16 protein-coding genes are annotated in these 20,659 nt (G+C 72.8%); 3 read left to right on the forward strand and 13 right to left on the reverse strand.

The genetic code is table 11. The features are described from left to right. Positions 1-173 precede the first annotated feature (173 nt). The 9 genes from ACWC9R_RS34405 to ACWC9R_RS34445 all read right to left on the reverse strand — a co-directional run bounded on the left by ACWC9R_RS34405 (position 174) and on the right by ACWC9R_RS34445 (position 11,622). Positions 174-1,328, reverse strand: a complete 1,155-nt coding sequence (locus ACWC9R_RS34405; protein WP_450737521.1) for a pseudouridine synthase — start codon at positions 1,326-1,328, stop codon at positions 174-176. Then, positions 1,328-2,026: an SMC-Scp complex subunit ScpB gene (gene scpB / locus ACWC9R_RS34410; protein WP_450737523.1), complete on the reverse strand. Its 699-nt coding sequence runs from the start codon at positions 2,024-2,026 to the stop codon at positions 1,328-1,330. Before scpB ends, ACWC9R_RS34405 begins: the two co-directional genes overlap by 1 nt. Further along, positions 2,023-3,192 carry a segregation/condensation protein A gene (locus ACWC9R_RS34415; protein ID WP_450737525.1) on the reverse strand — a complete coding sequence of 390 codons (1,170 nt, stop codon included), beginning with the start codon at positions 3,190-3,192 and terminating at the stop codon, positions 2,023-2,025. The genes scpB and ACWC9R_RS34415 overlap by 4 nt, the downstream gene beginning before the upstream one ends. A 191-nt stretch (positions 3,193-3,383) precedes the next feature. Further along, positions 3,384-4,037 (reverse strand): hypothetical protein, encoded by a 654-nt coding sequence (locus tag ACWC9R_RS34420; protein ID WP_450737542.1) that lies wholly within the window; start codon positions 4,035-4,037, stop codon positions 3,384-3,386. Beyond that, positions 4,034-5,050 (reverse strand): ParA family protein, encoded by a 1,017-nt coding sequence (locus tag ACWC9R_RS34425; protein ID WP_018087947.1) that lies wholly within the window; start codon positions 5,048-5,050, stop codon positions 4,034-4,036. The genes ACWC9R_RS34420 and ACWC9R_RS34425 overlap by 4 nt, the downstream gene beginning before the upstream one ends. A gap of 489 nt (positions 5,051-5,539) precedes the next feature. Next, the gene (gene ald / locus ACWC9R_RS34430; RefSeq protein WP_450737543.1) at positions 5,540-6,655 is read right to left on the reverse strand and encodes an alanine dehydrogenase; all 1,116 of its coding nucleotides are present in this window, start codon (positions 6,653-6,655) and stop codon (positions 5,540-5,542) included. 168 nt (positions 6,656-6,823) lie between these two features. Further along, positions 6,824-9,076 (reverse strand): tetratricopeptide repeat protein, encoded by a 2,253-nt coding sequence (locus tag ACWC9R_RS34435; protein WP_450737527.1) that lies wholly within the window; start codon positions 9,074-9,076, stop codon positions 6,824-6,826. A 168-nt stretch (positions 9,077-9,244) separates the two neighbouring features. Further along, positions 9,245-9,871, reverse strand: coding sequence for an NUDIX domain-containing protein (locus ACWC9R_RS34440; RefSeq protein WP_450737529.1), 627 nt, complete (start codon positions 9,869-9,871; stop codon positions 9,245-9,247). A 95-nt stretch (positions 9,872-9,966) separates the two neighbouring features. Beyond that, positions 9,967-11,622, reverse strand: coding sequence for a CTP synthase (locus tag ACWC9R_RS34445; protein ID WP_450737531.1), 1,656 nt, complete (start codon positions 11,620-11,622; stop codon positions 9,967-9,969). A gap of 412 nt (positions 11,623-12,034) precedes the next feature. Between ACWC9R_RS34445 and ACWC9R_RS34450 the strand changes: the two genes are divergently transcribed. Next, positions 12,035-13,846 (forward strand): glycoside hydrolase family 15 protein, encoded by a 1,812-nt coding sequence (locus ACWC9R_RS34450; RefSeq protein WP_450737544.1) that lies wholly within the window; start codon positions 12,035-12,037, stop codon positions 13,844-13,846. A gap of 74 nt (positions 13,847-13,920) precedes the next feature. On the opposite strand, the gene ACWC9R_RS34455 is transcribed toward ACWC9R_RS34450, so the two are convergent. Both ACWC9R_RS34455 and ACWC9R_RS34460 read right to left on the reverse strand, forming a co-directional pair. Then, positions 13,921-15,138 carry a beta-1,3-glucanase family protein gene (locus ACWC9R_RS34455; protein ID WP_450737533.1) on the reverse strand — a complete coding sequence of 406 codons (1,218 nt, stop codon included), beginning with the start codon at positions 15,136-15,138 and terminating at the stop codon, positions 13,921-13,923. Beyond that, on the reverse strand, positions 15,135-15,257 hold the full coding sequence (locus ACWC9R_RS34460) for a hypothetical protein (protein WP_450737534.1): 123 nt from the start codon (positions 15,255-15,257) through the stop codon (positions 15,135-15,137). The genes ACWC9R_RS34455 and ACWC9R_RS34460 overlap by 4 nt, the downstream gene beginning before the upstream one ends. Before the next feature lie 140 nt (positions 15,258-15,397). On the opposite strand from ACWC9R_RS34460, the gene ACWC9R_RS34465 reads away from it, so the two are divergent. Both ACWC9R_RS34465 and ACWC9R_RS34470 read left to right on the forward strand, forming a co-directional pair. Next, positions 15,398-16,450, forward strand: coding sequence for a LacI family DNA-binding transcriptional regulator (locus ACWC9R_RS34465; RefSeq protein WP_450737536.1), 1,053 nt, complete (start codon positions 15,398-15,400; stop codon positions 16,448-16,450). A 105-nt stretch (positions 16,451-16,555) separates the two neighbouring features. Beyond that, positions 16,556-18,187, forward strand: coding sequence for a PucR family transcriptional regulator (locus tag ACWC9R_RS34470; RefSeq protein WP_450737537.1), 1,632 nt, complete (start codon positions 16,556-16,558; stop codon positions 18,185-18,187). Positions 18,188-18,240: 53 nt separating this feature from the next. Here ACWC9R_RS34470 and ACWC9R_RS34475 read toward each other — a convergent pair whose 3' ends face one another. Next, complete coding sequence (locus ACWC9R_RS34475; RefSeq protein WP_450737539.1) at positions 18,241-18,654, reverse strand: LysE family translocator; 414 nt, start codon at positions 18,652-18,654, stop codon at positions 18,241-18,243. Between the two features lie 207 nt (positions 18,655-18,861). Further along, positions 18,862-20,025, reverse strand: coding sequence for a glycosyltransferase family 4 protein (locus ACWC9R_RS34480; protein ID WP_450737541.1), 1,164 nt, complete (start codon positions 20,023-20,025; stop codon positions 18,862-18,864). Positions 20,026-20,659: the final 634 nt, after the last annotated feature.

The raw sequence follows: 20,659 nt of genomic DNA on the forward strand, positions 1-20,659 counted from the left end.
CCACACACCAGGCCCCGGAGGCCCGTCACCGCACCCCGACAGCCCCGCGCAGCGGACCCCGCCCGCCGCAGGCGCAACGGCGGAGGCACCCGCAAGCATCACCCGATGCCACGCCCCGCGCAGCGGACCCGAAACGGCGCGAGGCCCCACGGCGGGAAAGCCGACAACGTGGGCTAGAGCTCAACCTCGCGCATCAGCATGCCGACCTCCGTGTTCGTCATCCGGCGCAGCCAGCCCGACTTCTGGTCGCCCAGGGCGATCGGGCCGAAGCTCGTGCGGACGAGCTTGTCGACCGGGAAGCCGGCCTCGGAGAGCATGCGGCGCACGATGTGCTTGCGGCCTTCGTGGAGGGTGACCTCGACGAGGTAGTTCTTGCCGGTGTTCTCGACGACCCGGAAGTGGTCGGCGCGGGCGTAGCCGTCCTCCAGCTGGATGCCGTCCTTGAGTTGCTTGCCCAGGTCGCGCGGGAGGGGGCCCTGGATGGCGGCCAGGTAGGTCTTCTTGACGCCGTAGCGCGGGTGCGTCAGGCGGTGGGCCAGCTCACCGTGGTTGGTGAGCAGGATGATGCCCTCGGTCTCGGTGTCCAGCCGGCCGACGTGGAACAGCCGCGTCTCACGGTTGGTGACGTAGTCGCCCAGGCACTGGCGGCCGTCGGGGTCCTCCATCGTGGAGACGACGCCGGCCGGCTTGTTGAGCGCGAAGAAGAGGTACGACTGGGTGGCGACCGTCAGGCCGTCGACCTTGATCTCGTCCTTCTCCGGGTCGACCCGGACGCCCTGCTCCATGACGATCTGGCCGTTGACCTCGACGCGTGCCTGGTCGATCAGCTCCTCGCAGGCCCGGCGGGAGCCCATACCGGCCCTGGCCAGCACCTTCTGCAGCCGCTCGCCGTCCTCGTCCCCGAACGTCTTGGGGGTCTTGACCTGAGGCTTGTTGTGGCGGGCGCGATTGCGCTCCTCGACCTGGGCGTCGTACTCGCGGGGCCGGGCAGGCGCCTGGCCACGGCCGCGCTGCGGGCCGCCCTTGGCGCCGGGGCGGGAGCCCTTGGACGCAGCGCCGGTGCGCGGGCCGCCCTTGGCGCCGCCACGGGCCGCCGCGCCCCGGCTGCCGCCGCTCTTGGGAGCGCCGCTCTTGGGAGCGCCGCGCCCGTCCTTGCCGCCCTGGTCGCCGGGGCCGCCCACGTCGTAGCGGCGCTCCTCCGGACGGGGACGGCCGGCGCGCTGCTGCTTCTCGTCCCGCTTTCCCCCGGCCTTCGGCCGGGAGGGGCCCTCGCCCGCGCCGCGGTAGTTGCCCCGCCCGCTGTCGTTGTTCCTGCCGCTGCTTCGCATCAATGATCCGTCTGAGAGTCGCCGCTGTCGTCTACGTCGAACGACGGGATACCTTCCGGGGAGTCGCCCTCGACCGCCTCGGCCTCCGGGAGGAACGGTGCGAGCTCAGGGAGCTCGTCCAGGCCGCGCAGGCCCATCCGCTCCAGAAAGTAGTTCGTCGTCCTGTACAGGATCGCACCTGTTTCAGGTTCCGTCCCCGCCTCCTCCACCAGTCCGCGCTGGAGGAGCGTGCGCATCACACCGTCACAGTTCACGCCGCGTACGGCCGAGACACGGGAACGGCTGACCGGCTGACGGTACGCGACCACGGCCAGAGTCTCCAAAGCCGCCTGGGTGAGCCGGGCCTGCTGGCCGTCCAGGACGAAGGTCTCCACCGCGTCCGCGTACGCGGCACGGGAGTAGAAGCGCCAGCCGCCGGCCACCAGGCGCAGGTCGAAACCGCGCCCTTGGCGGGTGTAGTCGTCGGACAGCTCGCGCAGTGCCAGCGCGACCGCGCGGCGGGGCCGCTGCAACACCCTGGCCAGGTGTTCCTCGGTGGCGGGCTCGTCGACGACCATGAGGACGGCCTCCAGCGCGGGCTTCAGCTCCAGCTCGGCGACGACCGGCGTCCCGGCAGGCACCCCGGGCCGCTCGCCGGGGGCGCCGTCCGCACCGGCCTCCGTGATCTCGTACGTCTCGGCACCGGCCTCGCCGCTCATGCCCGCTCCTCTCCTGCTCGCTCCGCCGCTGCGACGCGCTGTCCCGGTTCCTGGTCGAACTCGTCGGTGACCACCGGCTCGGCCCCCTCCGCGCCCGTCCAGCGGACCGTCAGCGCCCCCAGGGCCTCGTCCTGGTCCAGGGCGACCACCCGCTCCCGGTAGAGCTCCAGCAGGGCCAGGAAGCGCGCCACGACGGTGAGGGTGTCCGGTGCGTCCGCGCACAGGTCCTGGAAGCCGCACTCGCCCGCCGCGCGCAGCCGCGCCATCACCACCTCGGCCTGCTCCCGCACGCTCACCAGTGGGGCGTGGATGTGGTCGACATAGACCTGCGGCCGGGCCTTGGGCTGCATCGCCTTCACGGCGAGCTTGGCGAAGCCCTCCGCGCCGGTGCTGATGACGACCTCGGGCAGCAGCTCGGCGAGGTGCGCTTCCAGGCCGACCGTACGGGGGTGGCAGCGGGCCTCGTCCGCCAGCCGGGCGCTGAAGATGTCCGCGATCCGCTTGTAGGCGCGGTACTGCAGCAGCCGGGCGAAGAGCAGATCACGGGCCTCCAGGAGCGCGAGGTCGGCCTCGTCCTCCACTTCGGCCGCGGGCAGCAGCCGGGCCGCCTTCAGATCCAGCAGGGTCGCCGCGACGACCAGGAACTCCGTGGTCTGGTCCAGGTCCCAGTCCGGCCCCATCGCGCGGATGTGCGCCATGAACTCGTCGGTCACCTGCGACAGCGCGACCTCGGTGACGTCCAGCTTGTGCTTGGAGATCAGCTGGAGGAGGAGGTCGAAGGGGCCCTCGAAGTTGTCGAGGTGGAGGGTGAAGCGGCCGTCGTCGCCCTTCTCGCCGTTCGCGTCCTTCTCACTGTCGTCGGCATGCTCGGGGCCGTCGGAGACCTCCGGGGCGTCGGGCTCCTCCGGGACGGTCGCGGGGCCGTCCCCAACAGCGGCCGACGCCAGGTCCGGCTCCGGCCCCGGCTCGTCGGAAACCTCCGACAGCGCCTCGGTCGCCGCGGGCTCGTCCGCCGTCTCGACGGCCGGCGCCTCGACGCCCGACGGCTCGTCCGGCCGCTCGTCCGCCCCCACGGGCTCGTCCGGGGCCGTCGGGCCCGCGCCCGGCCCCTGGCCAAGGGGTCTGCGGGCGCGGGGGGCGGAGGCTTCGTCGTTGGTCGTCGGCATCGTGGTCCATGGTGCTGCGGTCCCGTGCCGGGGGCGACGGGCTGGTCACGGGCGGGACACCCGCCGAGGAGGCAGGCTATCCCGGTCAGCCCGGCGTGACGTTTCCGCACCGCGGCGGTCACCGCGGGAATTCTCGGCCGTGGGCCGACGGGCGGCCACGACGGCGGTGCCGGGCCGGCCCGGCGCGGGCGTCAGCGGCCCCGCAGCCGCCGCACCAGGATGCTGGCGTCGCCACGCGACTCCAGGTCGGCGAGGACGACGGCGACCGCCTCGCGGACGATCCGGCCGCGGTCGACGGCGAGACCGTGTTCGCCGCGCAGCACCAGCCGCGCATGTTCGAGGTCCATGAGCTCCTCGGCGGAGACATAGACGGTGATCTTCTCGTCGTGCCGTTCCCGGCCGCTGGGGCGGCGGTTGGCGCCGCGGGAGCCGCCGCGGCGGCGGCCCTGGCCACCGGTCTGCGCGGCCGCGGCGGCCGGCTCGGCGCCGGCCTGGCCGCCCTTGACCGCCTTGGCGCGGTGGGCCTTGGCGGTGTCGCCGTCCGTCTCCCGGCCGCCGTGCTCGGCCGGCGGGCCGACGGCGGGCACCCGGGGCGGGGTGGCCGGTCCGCCGTCACCGGCCGTCGCCGCGGGGCCGTCCGAGCCGCCGGTGCCGGGCCGGCGCTGTCGTACCGCGGTGGCCGTTTCCTGTCCCTCCGGCGCCGGTTCGGGCTCGGCGGCCGGTGCGGGCACCCGGGGTGCCTCGCCGTTGGCCGGGGCGCCGTTCGCGGGACGGCGGGGAGTGGAGGGCTGCAGCGCCACTCCCCCGGTGGTACGGAACAGTTCGTCGGCTCCCGGCAGACTCACTCGGCGTGACACCGGGCGAGCACCTCCCTGGCGAGCTGGCGATAGGCGGCGGCACCGACGGAGTTGGAGGCGTACGTGGTGATCGGCTCACCGGCGACGGTGGTCTCCGGGAAGCGGACCGTACGGCCGATGACGGTGTGGTAGACGTGGTCGTCGAAGGCCTCGACGACACGCGCCAGCACCTCGCGGCTGTGCACGGTGCGGGAGTCGTACATCGTCGCCAGGATGCCGTCGAGCTCCAGCTCGGGGTTGAGGCGCTCCTGGACCTTCTCGATCGTCTCGGTGAGCAGCGCGACACCACGCAGCGCGAAGAACTCGCACTCCAGCGGCACGATGACCTTGTGAGCCGCCGTCAGGGCGTTGACGGTGAGCAGGCCGAGGGAGGGCTGGCAGTCGATGACGATGTAGTCGTAGTCGGCCAGCAGCGGCTTCAGCGCACGCTGCAGCGTCGACTCGCGCGCGACCTCACTGACCAACTGCACCTCTGCCGCTGACAGGTCGATATTGCTGGGCAGCAGGTCCATGTTGGGGACCGCGGTCTTCAGCAGCACCTCGTCGGCCGACATGCCCCGCTCCATGAGCAGGTTGTAGACCGTCAGGTCGAGCTCCATCGGGTTGACACCGAGTCCGACCGACAGGGCACCCTGTGGGTCGAAGTCGACGAGCAGCACCCGTCGTCCGTATTCGGCGAGCGCGGCGCCCAGGTTGATGGTCGAGGTGGTCTTGCCGACCCCGCCCTTCTGGTTGCACATCGCGATGATTTTGGCGGGGCCGTGGTCCGACAGCGGTCCCGGGATGGGGAAATAAGGGAGCGGGCGCCCGGTCGGGCCGACGCGTTCGCGGCGCTGGCGCGCGGCGTCCGGCGCGAGCGTCGCGGCGTATTCGGGGTCCGGCTCGTACTCCGCGTCCGGATCGTAGAAGTGCCCCTCGGGCAGGTCGTCGTAGTCGGCGAGACGGGCGGGTTCTCCACTGCCCCGGTCGCCGGCCATGGCGTTCACGTGATGGCCGTCCATGCTCTGGTGGGCTGTCGTGGAAATACTCGGATGGGCTGCGAGGGTATGGACCGCAACGGAGCCGACAGCCTCGCGCCCCGAGGGACCCTGGTCCCGTGCAACCACTCCTGGCTGACCGCCTCCGGGAGAAAATGTCGACTCATTCACAAGTCGTCTTACCTCCTTGGACGTGACCAGGAAACTTTATCGATAGGTCAGCGTGGCACCATGCCGACGGTTGGCGACTCTATGGCGTGTCGGGCGTCCGCAGCAACACAATCCACCGGACCCGGCACGATGTGTCGGTAACCGGACCTCCCGATGTCAAGGGCGCAAGCGGTATCGGACCGATGTTTCAGGGGTGCGCGAACCGGTTAAAGGGTTACGTTCACGGCGAGTTGAGCGCCGACGAACCGGAGTGCAGCGTTCCGGTGTCCGCACACACGACCGGCCGGGCCTTGTCGGCAAGGCCCGGCCGGGTGTGTGGCGTTGACGTCCGTCGTTGACGACTCAGCCGAGGAGGGTGCGCAGTTCGACGTGCTCCAGGCCGTGCGCCTCGGCGACGGGACCGTAGACGACCTTGCCGTCGTGCGTGTTCAGGCCCTTGGCCAGCGCCGGGTCACGGCGCAGCGCCTCGACCCAGCCGCGGTTCGCCAGCTCCACGATGTAGGGCAGCGTGGCGTTGGTGAGCGCGTGGGTGGAGGTGTTGGGCACCGCGCCGGGCATGTTGGCGACGCAGTAGAAGACCGAGTTGTGGACCGGGAAGGTCGGCTCGGCGTGCGTGGTGGGACGGGAGTCCTCGAAGCAGCCGCCCTGGTCGATCGCGATGTCGACAAGAACACTTCCGGGCTTCATCTTGGCGACGAGCTCGTTGGTGACCAGCTTCGGCGCCTTGGCACCGGGGATGAGGACGGCACCGACGACGAGGTCGGCGTCGACGACGGCCTTCTCCAGCTCGTAGGCGTTGGAGACGATCGTCTGCACCTTGGTGCCGAAGATCTTGTCGGCCTCGCGGAGCTTGTTGATGTCCTTGTCGAGCAGGGTGACGTGGAAGCCGAGGCCCACGGCGATCTGCAGCGCGTTCCAGCCGGAGACGCCACCGCCGATGATGACGGCCTTGCCCGCGTGGACACCGGGGACACCGCCGGGCAGCACGCCGCGGCCGCCGGCCTGGCGCATCAGGTGGTAGGCGCCGACCTGCGGGGCGATACGGCCCGCGACCTCGGACATCGGGGCGAGCAGCGGCAGCTGGCGGCCGGCCGTCTCGACGGTCTCGTAGGCGATGGCGGTGGTGCCGGACTCCAGCAGGGCGTCCGTGCACTCCTTGGACGCGGCCAGGTGCAGGTAGGTGAAGAGCGTCTGGTCCTTGCGGAGGCGGTGGTACTCCTCCGCGATCGGCTCCTTGACCTTCAGCAGCAGGTCAGCAGTGCCCCAGACCTCGTCGGCGGTGCCCAGGATGGACGCGCCGGCGGAGACGTACTCCTCGTTCGTGATGGACGAACCGAGACCGGCGTCCTTCTCGATGAAGACCTGGTGGCCGTGGCGGACGAGCTCGTGGACTCCGGCGGGCGTGATAGCCACACGGAACTCGTTGTTCTTGACCTCGCGGGGGATGCCGACCTTCACGTCGATCACGGTCCTTGAAAGAGAGGGTGCAGGAGGAATTATCCCCTCATGCCTTGCATGACGGAACTGGCCGCGCCGAACGCGGTCCAGCCAGTCTATTGAAGGAGCTCTTCTTGTCTAGCCTTGCAAAGCATTAAATCTCGCGAGTAGCACTACCGATTTCGTAGGTCACTCCTCGTAATCTCCAAGGAGTCGCTCTCCCGCGGCCCGGTGGAGCCGTGCCGCGGCCGGATCGCCGAGCCGGTCGAGGGTGTCCGCGATCCGCAGCTGAAGGGCCGCCTCCAGCCGTTCGTCGTCCGCTTTCCGGGCCATGTCCAGGGCTTCGAGAGCGGTCCGCAGCCCGTCCTCGGGCCGCCCGGCGTACTCCTGCACCCGGGCCAGCTCACCGGTCGCCCGCGCCTGGCCGGCCGTCTCCCCGAGCCGACGATGGGTCCCGGCGGCCGCCCGCCACGCCCTGAGCGCCTCGTCCCACCGGCCCGCGCAGGCGAGCGCGCCGCCGATCCGGCCGTGCAGCCGCGCCGCGTCGCCGCCCTCGCCACGGGCCAGCCGCAGCTCCAGCGCCCGGCCGAACCAGTCGGCGGCCCGCTGCCAGTCGCCCAGCTCGGTGTACGCGCCGCCCAGCGACTCCAGCGCCCGGCCGGTGGCCACCGGGTCCTTCACCGAGCGGGCCGCCTCCAGCGCGCCCCGGTAGCGGGTGAGCGCCTGCTCGGTCCGGCCCGCCTGGCCGTCCAGGTCGCCGAGGTTCAGCAGCGCGGCGGCCCGCTCCCGCGGCAGTCCGCGCCGCTCGGCGACCCGGAGGACGAGCCCGTGCAGTGTGTAGAGGTCCGGCGCGGCGGCCTCGGCGCCCTGGTGGGCCAGCAGCGTCCGGGTCAGCGCGGCCATCAACCGCCGGTCCAGGGTGTCGAGTTCACCGTCCGCGACGGCGATCCTGGCGGCGTCGAGGAGGGCGCCGCGCCGGCTGCCCAGCCAGTGCGCGGCGGCGCCCCGGGAGCCGAAGCGCAGCGCGCGCGGCAGCCCCGCGGTCCGCTGCCGGGCGGGCGAATCGGCCGGCTCGGCCATCGCGCGGCAGGACTGCAGCAGCCGTACGGTCCGCTCCAGCATCCGCGCGCGGGCCAGCTGGACCTCGGCCGGACGCTCGTGCTCCACCAACAGCTCGCGCGCCAGGGGGGCGAGGCAGCCGGGGAGGCGGTAGGGGGGATACAGGGCGGCGTCGGGCGGGGAAAAGGCCGTGGCGTCGGGCGGGGAGAAGGCAGCGGCGTCGGGTGTGGAGCAGGCAGTGGCGTCGAGTGGGGAGCCGACGGTCGCGTCGGAGGTCCGGGCGCCGGGGGGCTCGGTGTCCTCGGTGCTTTCGGGGTCCTCGGTGGCGGACGGCCGCAGCAGGCCGAGCGCGGCGAATTCGCCCAGGGTCGTGTCGGCCGCGGCCACCGAGCAGCCGGCCAGCGCGGAGGCGGTGTGCGCGTCCACCAGACCGCCCGGGGCCAGGGTGAGCAGCCGCAGCATCCGGGCGGCGGACGGCGGCAGCGCGTCATGGGTGAGACGGAAGGCGCGGAACAGCGGGCGGGCGCCGGTGGGCAGGTCCGGCGGCACCGGGACGGCGTGCAGCGCCTGGTACAGATCGGCGACCGAGGACATCGGGCGGGCGGCGAGCCAGGTTCCGGCGAGCACCAGTGCGGCCGGCTGGCCGCCGCACTCCTCCACGACGCTGTCGGCGGTCCGCGGGTCGACGGTGATCCGGGTGGGCCCGGCGTACCGGCTGAGGACGGCGACCCCGGCCACGCCGTCCAGTCCGCCGAGGGCGCACGGCCGGACGTCCGTGATGCCGGTGAGCGGTCCCTGCGAGACCACCACCACCAGGCAGTCCGGGGCGTCCGGGAGCAGCGGTTCGACCTGGTCGGCGCCGGGTGCGTCGTCCAGGAAGAGCAGGGCACGGCGGTCGGCGAGTGCCTCGCGCAGCTGCTCGGTCAGCTCGTCCTCGGGGGCGCCCGGCGGGGCGCCGAGGTCGAGCGCGGACAGCAGCTCCCGTGCGGTGGCGCAGGTGTCGGCCGGTTCGCCGGCCGGCCCGGTCAGGCCGGCCCGCAGCACCCCGTCGGGGTGGTCGGCGGCCAGCTCCCGCAGCAGTTCCTCGGCCAGCGCCGTCCGGCCGGAACCGGGACGGCCGGCGATCAGCAGCACCCGGCTGCGGGCACCCTTGCGGCCGGAGAGGGTGTCCAGGCCGGCGCGGGCGATGTCGGCGTGCAGGGCCTTGAGTTCGCGGCGGCGGCCGGCGAATCCGCCGGCGCCGGGGACGGCCGCGGGAACGGCGGGGCGGGCGACGGCACCGTCCCGGCGGGGCGGCGCGGCCCGCGGTCCGGGCGCTGTCGTGGCCGGCGCTCCGGCCACCTCCGGCGGGAGGTGCCCCCCGCCCACCGCCTGGTCCGTCACCGGCTCACGCTCCCGTCCACCTGCGCGTACGAATCCGCCGCCGGGGCGGACGCTGCCGAGCGTAGTTCACGGCCCGTCATGTCCCGCGCAGTGCGGGGCGGTCGGCTCACTCGATCGGACCGTCGGATCATCCGACCGGCCCGTGGTGGGTGGGAGCGGCCCGGTGGCTCAGGCCTCGAAGGGGCGGGCCGGCCACGGTGCGTCGGCCGGGCGCAGCGCGTCCAGGCCGGTACCGCCCTGCGCCGCGGTGAGTGCCAGCACTCCCACGACGAGGCAGTTGTTGTGCAGCTCACCGGCGAGTACGCCGCGGACCAGCTCGTCCTGCGGCACCCGCGCCAGCTCCATGTCGGCCTCTTCCTCGGAGACCTCGAAGCGCTCCCCCTCGGCCTCGGACAGGTCGCGGGCGAGGAAGATCCGCACGGCCTCGTCGCAGCCGCCGGGCGTGGTGTAGACGTCGGTCAGCACCCGCCAGTCACCGGCCTTGACGTGTGCCTCTTCGTACAGCTCGCGCTGCGCGGCGTGCAGCGGGTTCTCGCCGGGGATGTCGAGGAGTCCGGCGGGGATCTCCCACAGCTTCTGGCGTACGGGGTGGCGGTACTGGCGCAGCACCAGTACCCGGCCCTCGTCGTCGAGGGCGAGGACGGCCACGGAACCGGGGTGGACCTGGTAGTCGCGGGTGACGGTGCCACCGTCCGGCATGACGACCGTGTCGGTGCGCACGCTGGTCTTGTTTCCGGTGAACGGCGTCGTGGTCGCGGTGACCGTCCACTCCTCGGGGGTGTCCTTGATCGCCATGGCGCGTCCTCCTGTGTGTGCCTGTACCAACGCAGAAACCGGGGTACGACCTGCGGGAGGCCGTACCCCGGCAACCGTATCCGCCGCGGTGTTCGCTACTTCGCGGTGCCCGTCTTGCGCGCGACCGCGGCCTTCACCAGCCCGGCGAAGAGCGGGTGCGGGCGGGTCGGGCGGGAGCGCAGCTCGGGGTGCGCCTGGGTGGCGACGAGGTAGGGGTGCACCTCGCGCGGGTACTCGACGTACTCGACGAGCTTGTTGTCCGGGGAGGTGCCGGAGAACTGCAGCCCGGCCTTCTTCTCCAGCTCACCGCGGTAGGCGTTGTTGACCTCGTAGCGGTGGCGGTGGCGCTCCTCGACGTAGGGCTGGTCGTCGTAGACCTCGCGGACGATGGAGCCCTCGGCGAGCTTGGCGGGGTACATGCCCAGCCGCATCGTGCCGCCCATGTCGCCCTCACCTGCGACGATGTCCATCTGCTCGGCCATCGTGGAGATCACCGGGTCGGCGGCGGCCGGGTCGAACTCGGTGGAGTTCGCGCCCTCGATGCCGGCCAGGTTGCGGGCCGCCTCGATGACCACGCACTGGAGGCCCAGGCAGAGGCCGAGCAGCGGGAGCTTGTTCTCCCGGGCGTAGGTGATCGCGCCGACCTTGCCGTCCACGCCGCGGTCGCCGAAGCCGCCGGGGATGCAGACCGCGTCACAGTCGGCGAGCTGCTCGGCGGCGCCGGCCGGGGTCTTGCAGTCGTCGGAGGTGACCCACTTCAGCTTCACCCGGGTCTTGTTCGCGAAGCCGCCGGCCCGCAGCGCCTCGGTGACCGAGAGGTAGGCGTCCGGCAGGTCGATGTACTTGCCGACGAGCGCGACCTTCACCTCGTGGTCGGGGTTGTGGACGCGGTCGAGCAGGTCCTCCCACTGGGTCCAGTTCACGTCACGGAACGGCAGGTCCAGCTTGCGCACGACATAGGCGTCCAGGCCCTCGGTGTGCAGGACCTTCGGGATGTCGTAGATCGACGGGGCGTCGATCGCGGCGACCACCGCGGCCTCGTCGACGTCGCACATCAGCGAGATCTTGCGCTTGATGGCGGTGGGGACCTCACGGTCGGCGCGCAGCACGATCGCGTCGGGCTGGATACCGATGTTGCGCAGCGCGGCGACGGAGTGCTGGGTCGGCTTGGTCTTCAGCTCACCGGACGGGCCGATGTAGGGGAGCAGCGAGATGTGCACGACGAAGACGTTGTCCCGGCCGACCTCGTGGCGGACCTGGCGGACGGTCTCCAGGAACGGCAGCGACTCGATGTCGCCGACGGTGCCGCCGACCTCGGTGATGACGACGTCGACGTCCTCGGTCGCCATCCGCCGGATGCGGTGCTTGATCTCGTTGGTGATGTGCGGGATGACCTGCACGGTGTCACCGAGGTACTCGCCGCGCCGCTCCTTGGCGATCACGGTGTTGTAGACCTGGCCGGTGGTGACGTTCGCGGAGCCGTCGAGGTCGACGTCCAGGAAGCGCTCGTAGTGGCCGATGTCCAGGTCGGTCTCGGCTCCGTCGTTGGTGACGAAGACCTCGCCGTGCTGGAACGGGTTCATCGTTCCGGGGTCGACGTTCAGGTACGGGTCGAGCTTCTGCATCGTGACCCGCAGACCGCGCGCCTTGAGGAGAGCACCCAGGCTGGAGGCGGTGAGCCCCTTGCCCAGCGAGGAGGCGACGCCCCCGGTGACGAAGAGGTGCTTGGTCGTCGTGGATTTGGGCGGCATGGCCAAGAGGGGGCTCCCGTGGTCGCGAGGTGGAGAGGTGCGAGGCGGCGCCGTCCCGGATTTCAGGGGTGCCGTCGCTGCGGTTCGGGGGTTCTCGTGCCCACCGGTCCACGGGGTACCAGGCTATCAGCGACCGGGCATGGTCGTGCCCGGCCACACACGGCGACCGGGCGGTGACACAGGGGGTGCCGCTGTCACGTGACGGAGGCCACCCGTTCGGAGCACATCAGTCCTTGCGAGCATCACGCGGACCACCCACCCGCGTCGTATCCTGCTCGGACACTCGCAACGAGCCGTCCGGGAAGGCACCTACCCCCGCCCGATTTCCGGTCCCGCTGCTCGGCGACGTTTCATGGGCAGGACGGACCGATTCATACGTCCCATGGGGGGCGTGACTCCAGCTCGACGGGAGATGCACGTGGCCGGGCGCATCGAGGACTACGCACTTATCGGCGATATGCAAACCGCCGCTCTAGTGTGCCGGGACGGCACGGTGGACTGGCTGTGCCTGCCCCGCTTCGACTCCCCGGCGGTCTTTGCGGGGCTGCTGGGCACGGAGGAGCACGGATTCTGGCGGATGGGGCCGGTCAACGGTCCCGGGGGGCGGCCCGCGCCGGCCGACCGCCGCCGCTACCGGGGCGATTCGCTCGTCCTGGAATCGGAGTGGGACACCCCGCGCGGCACGGTCCGCGTGATCGACTTCATGCCGCCCCGTGACGGGGCGCCGCAGCTGATCCGCATCGTGGAAGGTGTCAGCGGCCGGGTCCCGATGCGCTCGGAGCTGCGGATGCGGTTCTCCTACGGCTGGGTCGTGCCCTGGGTGCACAAGATCGACGACCGTACGGTCGCGGTAGCGGGTCCCGATTCGGTGTGGCTGGACACCGAGGCGGAGACGTACGGCAAGGACCTGACGACGTTCTCCGACTTCACCGTCTCGCCGGGTGAGCGGATCGCGTTCACGATCAGCTGGGAGCCCTCCCACAAGCAGCCGCCGGCCGTGGCCGACCCGGAGGGGTCGCTGGAGGCCACCGAGGAGTTCTGGCGCGAGTGGGTCGAGCACTGCACGTACCACGGCCCCTACCGGGACGCGGTGGTGCGCTCGCTGATCACGCTGAAGGCGCTGACCTACGCGCCGACCGGCGGGATCGTGGCGGCGCCGACGACCTCGCTGCCGGAGTGCCTGGGCGGTGTCCGCAACTGGGACTACCGCTTCACCTGGCTCCGGGACGCGGCGATCACGCTGTCCTCGCTGCTGCGCACCGGCTACCGCGAGGAGGCGCGCGCCTGGCGGGAGTGGCTGCTGCGGGCGGTGGCCGGTGACCCGGAGAACCTGCAGATCATGTACGGCATCGCGGGCGAGCGGGAGTTGGGGGAGAACGAGCTCAACTGGCTTCCGGGATACGAGAACTCCCGTCCGGTGCGGGTCGGCAACGGCGCCGCCGGACAGCTCCAGCTCGATGTCTACGGCGAGGTCACCGAGGCGCTGCACCTGGCGCACATGACGGGGCTGGCCCGCAACGACTACGCCTCGCTGCTGCAGCTCAAGCTGATCCAGTGGGTGGAGAAGCACTGGGACGAGCCGGACGAGGGCATCTGGGAGGTCCGCGGTCCGCGCCGGCACTTCGTGCACTCCAAGGTCATGACCTGGGTCGCGGTCGACCGCACGGTCAAGCTGATCGAGTCCGGGGACGTCGACGGACCGCTGGAGCGCTGGAAGGACCTGCGCGAGACGATCCACCGGGACGTCTGCGAGAAGGGGTACGACAAGGAGCGCAACACCTTCACCCAGTCCTACGGCTCGCAGGAGCTGGACGCCTCGCTGCTGCTGATCCCGCAGATGGGCTTCCTGCCGCCGGACGACAAGCGCGTCATCGGCACGATCGAGGCGATCCAGCGGGAGCTGTCCACCGAGGACGGTTTCGTGCTGCGCTACCCGACGTCCGGTGCCGACGATCTCGGGGTGGACGGTCTGGAGGGTGAGGAAGGGGCCTTCCTCGCGTGCTCGTTCTGGCTCGCGGACGACCTCGCGATGATCGGCCGGGTCGACGAGGCCCGCAAGCTCTTCGAGAAGCTGCTCTCGCTCCGTAACGACCTGGGCCTGCTGGCCGAGGAGTGGGACCCCAAGGCACAGCGGCAGGTGGGCAACTTCCCGCAGGCGTTCAGCCATGTCCCGCTGATCGACACGGCGCTGCGGCTGACGGCGAGCGGGGCGTACGGGGGCTAGCCGGCCCGCCCGCCCGGAGTTCTGTGGTGCCGCCCGTTTTCGGGCGGCACCTTTCTCTGTGTCAGAACTCTGTGTCAGAACGGGGTCAGGGTGAGGGTGATCTCCTTCGGGGCGGTGTCCTCGATGTAGGAGGCGAAGCCGGCGACGTCGTCGAAGGCGAAGCCGTAGGCCCTGCCGTCCCGGGTCGCGGCGTGCATGGCCTTGGCGTAGTGGTGGGTCAGCCGCTGCTGGTAGAAGGCGGCCGGGTCGGTGGTGGGCTGGGCGGTGTGCGAGGCGAGGGTGGAGCGGTTGAGGGCGGCGCCCAGGACGGCGGCGACCGGCCCGCGGGTACGGTCGTTGGGGGCGGCGAGGGTGCCGTCGCAGAAGAGGACGTCGCGGGTGGACGGCTTGTCGAAGGAGACCGTGCCCATGGGGGCGCCCTGGCCCGCAAGGCCTTGGGGGACGTCGAAGACGAGCTTGCCGTCGCGGACGCGGCCGGTGAAGGTGCCCGCGTTCGTGGTGACGTTCAGGTCCTTGGCCGCGTAGGCGGACCAGGCCTCGTCGATGGCCGGGGCGAAGTAGTCCCGGGCGAACAGTCCGCTGTCCAGGCCGTGGCCGGGGGCGATCACCCGCCGGTCGCCGATGACCAGGCGGTCGAAGCCCTCGGCGGCCTTCACATCGGCGAAGATCCTGTCGCGGGCGCCGTCCTTCAGCGTGCCGGTGGTCTGCTGCTTGGCTCCGGAGAGGGTGAGCGCGAGCGGCACGCTGAACATGTCGACCATGGTGGTGTTGCAGTACATCCCGCCGGAGTTGTAGGTGAACTCGGCGCAGTCGTGCAGCACGTCGTAGTTGGGGTCGCCGGCGACCCAGCCTGCCGGATAGGCCAGCGCGGCCTTGCCGTTGCCGTCCTCGACCGCCTTGAACCTGAGCTTGCCGCCCAGCGCGGTGTAGATCCGGCCGGACATCTGCGGCAGTTGGAGGGTCGTGGTGCCGCTCGCGGCGAGCGGTATGGCGTAGTCGGTGAAGCCGTCGGAGCCGTTGTCCGCCAGGGCGACGGGCTTGAGTTCACCGTCCGGGGTGACATGCACCTGCTGGTGGCCGTCGTTGCCGACGACGTAGACCCAGACCGAGGAGTTGGCGTAGGCACCGGAGTTGTTGACGAGGTGCAGGGGCATTCCGGCGGCGGACGGTGCGGGGCCGCGGGGCGTCGCGGCCGGGGCGGGCGCGCCGTGCGCACGGCCGGTCAGGGCGAGGCCGGACGCGGTGGCGGCACCGGCGGCGAGACCACCGAGCAGGGTGCGGCGAGTGATCACGAGGTGGCTCCTTGCGGGGCGGGGTGCCGGTCGGTGGGGGTGGCGGTCCGGCCCGTAGGGGCTCCGGCGGGCCGGCGGGCGGAGACCGCCCGGCACAGGAGCCCGATTCTCATGCTCATGACATTCTCTCCTCGGCGCAGTGGGGGGTCGTGAGGAGTTCCCTGGGGCATACGGCATGAGAGCGCTCTCATACCGTGCGCTGTGCACCCTGCCGACTCGACGGCAGACCGTCAAGTCATCGTGTGGAAAAAGGAGTTGGATGGTTTCCGAGCCGAACGGTCCGCGGCCCACGATGGAGGCGGTCGCGGCCCGCGCCGGGGTCTCCCGCGCCACGGTCTCCCGCGTGGTCAACGGCGGTGCGGGGGTACGGGACGCGGTCCAGGAGCGGGTGCGCCGGGCCGTCGCCGAGCTGGGCTACGTACCGAACAGCGCGGCCCGTTCCCTGGTCACCCGCCGCACCGGCGCGGTCGCCGTGGTCATCGGGGAGCCGGAGAGCCGGGTCTTCAGCGATCCGTTCTTCGGACGCCACCTGCGCGGCATCAGCCGCGAACTGGCCGCGGCCGACACCCAGCTGCTGTTGATGTTCGTCGAGCACCGCGCCGACTACGACCGCATCGGCCGCTATCTGTCGGCGGGCCATGTCGACGGCGCGCTGATGTTCTCGCTGCACCGCGACGACCCGCTGCCCGCCATGGCCGAGCGCGCCGGGCTGCCCACCGTCTACGGCGGCCGGCCGGGCTGGGCGGGCGCCGAGCGGGTGCCGCGGCCGCTCTATGTCGACACCGACAACCGCGGCGGCGCCCGGCAGGCCGTCCGCCATCTGCTCGGCCGCGGCCGCCGCCGGATCGCCGTGATCACCGGACCGCTCGACCAGACCTCCGCGGTGGACCGGCTCGACGGCTACCGCGAGGCGCTGGGCGTGGCGGAGCCGGAGGCGCGGATGGTCGCGGACGGCGGGTTCACGGCCCCCGGCGGCGAGCGGGCGATGGCCGAACTCCTGGACGCCGCACCGGACCTGGACGCGGTGTTCGTCTGCTCCGACCTGATGGCGAGCGGTGCGCTGCGCACCCTCCGGGCGCGCGGGCGGCGGGTGCCGGAGGACGTGGCGGTGGTCGGCTATGACGATCTGGAGCCGGCGGCCTGGGCGAATCCGCCGCTGACCACGGTCCGGCAGGACGTGGAGGAGATGGGGCGGCTGATGGCCCGGCTGCTGCTGCGGCTGCTGGCGCCGCGGACGGCGGACGGGGCGGGTGCGGCGGAGCTCGCGCCGGTGATCACGGAGGCGCGGCTAGTGGTACGGGAGTCGGGGTGAGGGGCCCGGAGACACCGTGAGACGGCCGGCGGTGGCCCCGTGCCCTACGGCCCCGCATCCGGACCGGGAAGCTCCGGATAGCGGACTACGGGTACCGTCCTGGCCATGGGGCAGGAAGCGAAGATGGAAGCCGAGATCACGGTCCGCAGGGCGCTGGAGCTGCCCGCGCTGCGGCGCGGCCTGCCGGAGGTACTGGCCGGCGGGGACCGGCTGGACCGCGCGGTCCGCTGGGTGCACGCGGGCGAGGTCCCGCACATCGCCTCGCTGCTCAAGGGCGGCGAGCTGCTGCTGACCACCGGGCTCGGGCTGGGCGCCCGGCCGTCCGAGCAGCGCGCCTTCATCCGCAAGCTCGCGGACCGCGAGATCGCCGCGCTCGTCGTGGAGCTGGGGTCCCGTTTCTCCTCGCTGCCCGCCGCGCTGGTCGACGCCGCACGGGACTGCGGGCTGCCGCTGATCCAGCTGCACCGCGAGGTCCCGTACGTCACGGTCACCGAGGCGATCCACACCGAGATCATCAACAGCCACTACGCGCTGCTGCGGCGCGCCGACGAGGTCCTGCGGCGCTGCACGGACGTGCTGCTGCGCGGCGGGGGCGTCCCCGAGGTGCTCCGGCTGCTGGCCGTCTTCACCGGCAACCCGCTCTGCCTGGAGGCCCCCGACGGCAGCCCGCTCTACGCGGCGGGCCCGGACGGCGACGACGACGGTCCCGCTGAGGCCGACCCGCTGCTGGCATGGGAGGGCCTGCGGGACACCGGTCTCCGGGTGGACGTGCCCGGCGGCGGCCACGGCCCCGACGCGGTCCGCGCGCGCCTCGTCCTACTGCCGGTCAACGCCGCGCTGGCGCCGGTGCACCGGATCGTCGCCGAACGCGCCGCCGATCTGCTCGCGGTCGTCATGCTCCAGTCCCGCCAGGAGGAGGTGCTCGCCGCCCGTGGGCGCGGCGATTTCCTGGCCGACCTGGCGGCGGGCCGGATCTCCGCTGCCGAGGCGCCCGCGCAGGCCCGGCTGCTGGGCTTCCGCCCCGGCGACGAGCCGGTGTTCCCGGTGGTGATGCGGCTGCCGGCCGGGCTCCCCTCCCCCGGCGGCTGGGCGCTGCTCGCCCAGGCCCTGCGCGAGGAACTGGCCGCCCCCGGGGTGCCCGTACTGCTCGGCGTCCGCCCCGTGGAGGGCCGGGTCCCGGTGCTGGTGGCGCTGCGCGCGGGCCAGGACCGCGACGCGCTCGCCGGCCGGATCGCCGAGGCGCTGCGCGCCGGCGTCGTCCGCGCGGGCCTGGACCGGCCGGCCGCGCACCGCCCGGTGGTCGTCGTCGGCACGCCCGGGGACTGGGCGGCGGCGGGCCCCGGTCTGCAGCACGCGGCGGAGACCGCGGCCGCCGCCCAGGGCCTGCCGGAACAGCCCTGGTACGACGCACGCCGGCTGGATATCGAGCTGTTGCTGTGGCGGATGCGCGAACACGGCGAGCAGGGCGTGCTCACCGACTTCGTGGAGCGCGCCATCGGGCCCCTGCTGGCCCACGACCGGACCGCCCGGCAGCCGCTGCTGCCGACGCTGGAGGCCTATCTGGCCAGCGCGGGCCGCAAGGCCGAGACCGCCCGCGATCTGAACGTGAACCGGCAGACGCTGTACGACCGGCTGGCCCGTATCGCCCAGCTGCTGGGCACGGACCTGGACGATCCGCAGACCGTCCTGGGCCTGCGGCTCGCCCTGCGCGCCAGGCGCCATACGGACAAGCCGTAGGAGGCGGGCGCCACATGGGGCGGCCACCGGGGCGGCGACTTGGGGACGGCGCGTTATCCCGCCACGGTTTCGGCCGCCGTCGCCGTCCCGAGCGCGATCAGCACCCCGCCCGTGGTGCGCTCCAGCGTGCGGTGCACCCGGGGGCGCCGCAGCCGGCGCAGCAGCCGGCCCGCGCAGACCACGACGAGCAGCAGCCGGCCCGCGGCGATCACCGCGTCGACGGCGCCGAGCAGCAGCGTCGTGCCGAGCACCGAGTGCCCCTCGGGGAGGAACTGCGGCACCACGGCCACGAAGAAGATCCCCACCTTGGGGTTGAGCAGACAGCTCAGCAGCCCCTGCAGGAAGGCGCGCACGGGCGCGAGGGGCGCGGCGGCGCGGCCGTCCGGTCCCCGGGGCGTCGAGGGGGCCGGTCTCCGGGCGGTCCGCCGCTGGGCGAACAACGCGAAGCCCGCTACCGCAGCGGTCACGGCGCTCTCCTCTCGTACCCGCGACCCGGGCTGTGACGAAGGACGTGGGCCGTACACGAATGCGATTCGGGGAGCCTGTCGTCCGGGGAGTGGGAGGGGCGGGCGGCTGGGGTCGTCGGCCGGTTGTCCGGCGGGTCTTGGCCAGTCGGTCGGTTGGAGCCCCGGGTTCGGTGACGCGGCCGGGCCCTGCCGATGTATCCGACGTGGTCAGACCGGCTGCATCGGCTCGGTCAACTCGTCGTAGACGCTGAGGACCTGGGTGACGGTGTCGTTCTCACTGGGCCAGCCGGCCGCCTGGGCGCGGCCCGCCGCCGCGAGCGCGTCCCGCCGCGCGGGGTCGGCGAGGAGCGCGAGAACAGTACGGGCCAGGGCGGCGGCGTCCCCGTAACGGACCAGTTCCGCGGCGCCGCCCACCAGTTCGCGGGTGCCTCCGGTGTCGGTGGCCACCAGCGGCACCCCGGCGCGCAGCGCCTCCTGGGCGATCAGCGAGCGCGCCTCCCAGCGGCTGGGCAGCACCACCAGGTCGGCGGCGGCGAGGAGTTCGGGCACGTCGTCGCGGCGCCCGAGGAGCTGGACGGGCAGCCGCTCCAGGTCGATCCGCCGCTGGAGCAGGGCGCGCTGCTCGCCCTCCCCCGCGATGGCGACCAGAGGCTGCGGATCGAGCGCGCACCAGGCGTGCGCCGCGTCCAGCAGCAGGTCATGGCCCTGGCTCGGATCGAGACGGCCCACCGCGAGCAGCAACGGGCGGTCCACCGCGCCCAGTTCGGCCCGTTCCTTGTGGCGCGTCCGGTCGTGCTCCTCGGGCTCGTCCAGGGTGCCGCCGAGCCGGGGGCGCGGAATCGCGACCGGCGCGAGCCGTGCGTCACGGGCGCCCCGCTCGCGCGCCCGGTCCACGAGATCGGAACAGGCTCCGAGGACCACGGCGGCGGCACGCGCCACCCGCCGTTCCATCAGATGCACCACCCCGGCTCGCGCGCCCTCGATGTGCGCCTTGGTGTGCCAGGTGATGACCAGGGGAACCCGCCGCCCGCCCCGGGGGCCGCGCAGTCCGCGCAGCGCCATCGAGGCCCGCAGCCCGGCCCGCAGGCCGTGCGCGTGGACCAGGTCGGCGTCCCAGCAGGCGCTGCGCAGCACGGCCACGCTCGCCGGGTCCATCCGCGGCGGGACGTCCACGAACCGCGCGCCCGCCCCGGTGAAGCCGTAGGCGTCCTCGGTCTCCGGCGTGGCACAGACGGTCACCCGCACCCCACGCGCGACCAGCCCTTCGGCCAGCGAGCGGACATGCGCCGCGCTGCCGGCGCTGCCGTGCCCGAGCACCTGGACCGTACGCAGCGGCGAGAGACCGTGCGCCGAGGTCGGGGTGCTGGTCACGTGGTCGGGCTCCTGGGTAGGTGGTGGGCGGTTCCGTACGGTGGCCGGTCCGCTGTGTCGCGGCGCGCGGGCCGGCGGCCACCTGTCTGCCCGGAGGACGGGCGGGACGCGGCGAGCGGGCCCGGGACTGCGCACCGCGCCCAGGATGCCAGCCCGGCAAGGTCAAATCGGCCCCCTCCGGCCGCCGTTCCGGTGGGAAGTCTCACCTCGGCGCCCACCAGATCACCCACATGGGCGACAAACCGCCCGCGCGACTCAACGGCTCGTGTGGGTGACTCCACTCCCCGGAGTGCGCCTCGCGCTCTGGAACGAGGCGCGTGCGCTGCCACTCGGAGTGCGCCCGATGTTTGGCCGAATAAGGAGTTGATGCGGCGAGGAGGGCTGCCGGGAATGACCGCTGTGGGGGCGTATGGCCGTGGGTGGCTGTGGCTCGGAGGGTTCGGCGCGGGGCGCGCGGCACGGGCGGGACCGGGCATGTGGGCCGCGCGCGCCGGGCGGGCAGCGCTCCCCGGGCGGGCGGCCCGTCAGGAAGCCGTCCGCTAGGACCTGTCGTCAAACTCCCGTCGTTCGCCCGAAGGGCGGCCCCGCGGCGTCTGGTGCGTGCGATCGCAAGGCGGAGGGTCACCCCGATACT

The sequence above is a fragment of the Streptomyces sp. NPDC001219 genome (genome assembly GCF_053597915.1).